Consider the following 3,611-nt stretch of genomic DNA (forward strand, 5'->3'; position numbering starts at 1 on the left):
GCGCAGCCATTGCAACCGTCACCATGACGAGCACCAATCCTGATGCCTTTCCCCTCCTACTGATTGTTTTTTTTGTGCCTTTCATCTTGTGGTCCTTAAGGGAGACTATTGTGCAAACCCTTGTAAAACTTGGCTTTCAGTACCTTTCAAACCTTTACTTTCTACTCCGGTATAGGTTTGATAAGCCCCTTCCATTCGCTCACCACTGCCTGATGGAATCACTGATTCATTCTCTTTGGTCGCATTCGGGTTATAAACTTGCTCGGCTCTTAAGTTGGCCACATGATGCCCCAAAGGTTGATCATTGGCGCACCCCACACTTGTGCCAATAACCCACATTATGATTGTTATTTTTAGTCCGTTCATTTTGCCTCCTACAGGCTATGTCCAAATGAGCCTTCTGAGCCACCTTGGGAGTGCTCCATGAATTCCGCAGCATTCTCAGGGCCTTCCCCATCCAGCCTATTTGGTTCGGCTATATAGGCCCCTTGCCCGAGTAAGTAGTACTTCACATCATTAGGTTCGACAAAGGAATCCGTTGGCAGTGATATTCGGTTTCTATCTACGGGGGTTGCAAGGCGGGGAGTCACTAAAATAACCAGTTCTGTCTCTCCTGAGACATATTCTTGGCTATTGAACAGTTGCCCTAATACGGGAATATCCCCAAAACCGGGCATTTTGGTTGCGACATCACGAACATTTTCGCTTAATAGGCCAGCAATACCGATAGTCTGCCCATCGGCCAACTCCAATGTCGAAGATGCACTACGGCGAGTAATCGGAGGGATAACATAGGTCCCGTTAGTGCTTCCAGGGCTCAGTGTCAGTGAGCTTGAATTGGCAATTTCACTGACATCGACTGCAAGATTTAGGTTAATTTTCTTATCGCTTAACACCGTTGGTATGAACTTCAACCCAACGCCATACTCTTTGTATTCAATCGTGATCCCATCATCATCTGGGACGGGAATAGGAAACTCTCCCCCCGCCAAAAACTCAGCTCGTGAGCCACTCAATGCGGTTAAATTAGGTTCTGCCAATACTTTCGCAGCACCTGTTTGTTTAGCGACATCAAGAGCAAAACTAAACAATGTATTACCATCGACAAAGGAACCGAGCAGCCCGTAATTAGACGAGCTTGGTAGTTCAAATATGGGGTTTGTTCCTGATAATGCACTGCCAACCGAAGCGGCTCCCCAACCTATTTCAGAGCCACTGGTTTGGAAGAAGTGGAAGTTCGCATCAAACTTACGCACAAGGCTTCGTTGCACTTCAGCCACCGTCACCTCCAACATCACTTGCTGAGCCCCACCAATCGACATTAAGTTGATGACACCCGTTTGTTTCACTTGTGAGCTCAGGGATTCTTTTTCTTCATCCGCCTCTTGTCCGACTGCGTAAGTCTCTGCCACTCTCAATGCCACATTCATCTTTTCTTGAGAGCTCACTTGACCACTGAGTATCAATCGATTTTGAGCGCTATGTACTTTAATATCTTCGTCTGGAAGAAACTCATATAACTTAGATTTCAAGCTATTGAGATCATGCGTCACTTCAATATCAATCGATTCAATTAACCGACCTCGACTGTCCCAGGCCATTAAGTTTGTCGAGCCTAGTTTTTTACCAATGAGAAACAACTCATCAGATTTCAGCATGACAATGTCCAGCACTTCAGGGTCACCCAATGAGACGCGCTTAGCCTTAGCTGACAGATTGACATAGGTCGATTTATGATGCGGAACTTTGACTATTTTTCCTGTTTGCGTTGATGCGATGACGACAGTGGAACTGCACATCAAAAATAGGGTGGCGAATAATATTATGCTTCTCATGGTGCACCTCAGTCCTTAACTCGAATATTGGAAGACTGCGTCCCTTTTATTATCGTGACACTTGGTGCAACCCGCCTCTTCACCACGACCTCCTCTGGTTCGTGAGGATTTCTTAAAGTGAGCTGAATGATTCCTTTGCTCTTAGCCGTTAACAGCTTTTCTGCGTCTTTTGGCGTCACTTCTAGTGTGACGGCACGCACGACGACAGGCGCATTTTCTTGTGTTCTCGCCGTTTGATCGACCGCAAGCACTTTAATATCTTTTAGGACTGTGGACGTATTGGTATACGTTTTACTGTGATTAATCGTACTCAATATATCGACTCGATTACCGGGCAATAAGAACCCTGCTACCCCAATCACATCATCCACTCGAATGGTGACTGCCCGCATGTTTTCTGAAATCAAGGATGCCAGCGTTGAACCAACCGCCCCTGAAGTAACGCGCAACGGATTAATCAACTCTCCCTGGAAAATATCGGCGTTCGCCACGAGCCCGATTACCGCTTCTTGATCGACAAATTGTTCAGAATCTCGCCAGCTAACTTCAAGTAATTTAGAGGTTAAATGCAGGGATTCTATCACCGTGCCTGCGGGGATTGATTGCGCGGCGATGACCACAGGCTCTCGCTCTACAACTTCCGTTTTAACTTGGGGCTGTACTTGTCTATCCATCCACTGTTTAGCAAAAAATACCGCACCTAAGCCAAAAACAATGGATAACAAGAACAATAAAATAACTTGTTGTTTACTCATCTAGCACCTCCACCTTTACCATCAGCGGTAAAGTAGACTTCCCATGCCCGTGAAAGTACTTCCGGCGTTATTACGGGCTCAATGTCTTCAAATGCAATGATATCTCGGCTAATACCCACCATGTCTTTGGGCAAGCAGGGATAAAAACCCACGCTATGCTGACGATGTAAACTGATTAAACTTTCAAAGACCGATGACGCTATAGAGAGGTTTTTTCCTTTGGCCATTTTCTCCCAAAGCATCTGATATTCATTGTCTTTTAATGGATAAAACTGAATCTTGTACCCCAAACGTCGCAAGAAAGCCGGATCACTGATTTTTTCAGGGTCCAAGTTACTTGAGAAGGCGAGAGTCAAAATGAAAGGAATCGTTATTTGCTGACCATTTGGGAGCGATAGATGATCAAAGAAATACTCCATGGGGACTATCCATCGATTCAGCAACGTATCGACAGGCATGGGCTGACGCCCTAAATCATCAATAATGAAGATGCCATTGTTTGCCATCATCTGTAACGGCGCCATCCAGACTCGATTGTGTTCACTGTGATTCACCTCCAACATATCCATCGTCAATTCGCCCCCGACTTGAATACTAGGGCGCTCACATAACACCCAACGTCTGTCAAACTGCTCTTTGAATAGCAGACTCTGTTGGTCGTTATTTTTGTTGACTCGATTGTGATGCTGAGGAGAGAAAACCTTGATGATGTTGCCAGCTGCGTAAACCGCAAAAGGGATATAAACAGAAGTATTGAGAGAATTGAGTATTCGAGTGGCTACAAATGTTTTGCCGGTACCAGCGTCACCATATAGTAGCAACGCTCGACCAGAGTTAATGGCTGGCCCTAATACTGAGATCATCCGATCTGCGCCATACACATCACTTAACGCGTGAGTGACATCGGCTTTCGTTACCACTCGAGCGCGTACATCTTGCGCTTTCACCATCTGATCGTATTCGCTTAACGATATGGGAGTTGGCCCTAGGTAAGCGTCTTTAGCAAAAGCGTTATCAGCCT

4 protein-coding genes are annotated in these 3,611 nt (G+C 45.7%); all 4 read right to left on the bottom strand.

What is annotated here, in order from left to right; all coding sequences use genetic code 11:
• Nucleotides 1-105: 105 nt before the first annotated feature.
• Complete coding sequence (locus tag ACP45E_RS21175; protein WP_017037754.1) at nt 106-366, bottom strand: hypothetical protein; 261 nt, start codon at nt 364-366, stop codon at nt 106-108.
• An 8-nt stretch (nt 367-374) separates the two neighbouring features.
• Nucleotides 375-1,835, bottom strand: a complete 1,461-nt coding sequence (locus tag ACP45E_RS21180) for a type II and III secretion system protein family protein (RefSeq protein WP_026026585.1) — start codon at nt 1,833-1,835, stop codon at nt 375-377.
• Nucleotides 1,836-1,843: 8 nt separating this feature from the next.
• Nucleotides 1,844-2,590 (bottom strand): Flp pilus assembly protein CpaB, encoded by a 747-nt coding sequence (cpaB, locus tag ACP45E_RS21185; RefSeq protein WP_017037756.1) that lies wholly within the window; start codon nt 2,588-2,590, stop codon nt 1,844-1,846.
• Nucleotides 2,587-3,611, bottom strand: a 1,025-nt coding sequence (locus tag ACP45E_RS21190; protein ID WP_069585514.1) for an ATP-binding protein, incomplete at its 5' end; no start/stop codon positions are given. The genes cpaB and ACP45E_RS21190, both read right to left, overlap by 4 nt.

Origin of the sequence: Vibrio genomosp. F10 str. 9ZD137 (assembly GCF_049974785.1) — a bacterium.
GTDB lineage: Bacteria > Pseudomonadota > Gammaproteobacteria > Enterobacterales > Vibrionaceae > Vibrio.

What these genes read in the sequence shown, in the direction of transcription:
- ACP45E_RS21175 (WP_017037754.1), bottom strand. Translation starts at nt 366, where the DNA reads ATGAACGGACTAAAAATAACAATCATAATGTGGGTTATTGGCACAAGT.
- ACP45E_RS21180 (WP_026026585.1), bottom strand. Translation starts at nt 1,835, where the DNA reads ATGAGAAGCATAATATTATTCGCCACCCTATTTTTGATGTGCAGTTCC.
- cpaB (WP_017037756.1), bottom strand. Translation starts at nt 2,590, where the DNA reads ATGAGTAAACAACAAGTTATTTTATTGTTCTTGTTATCCATTGTTTTT.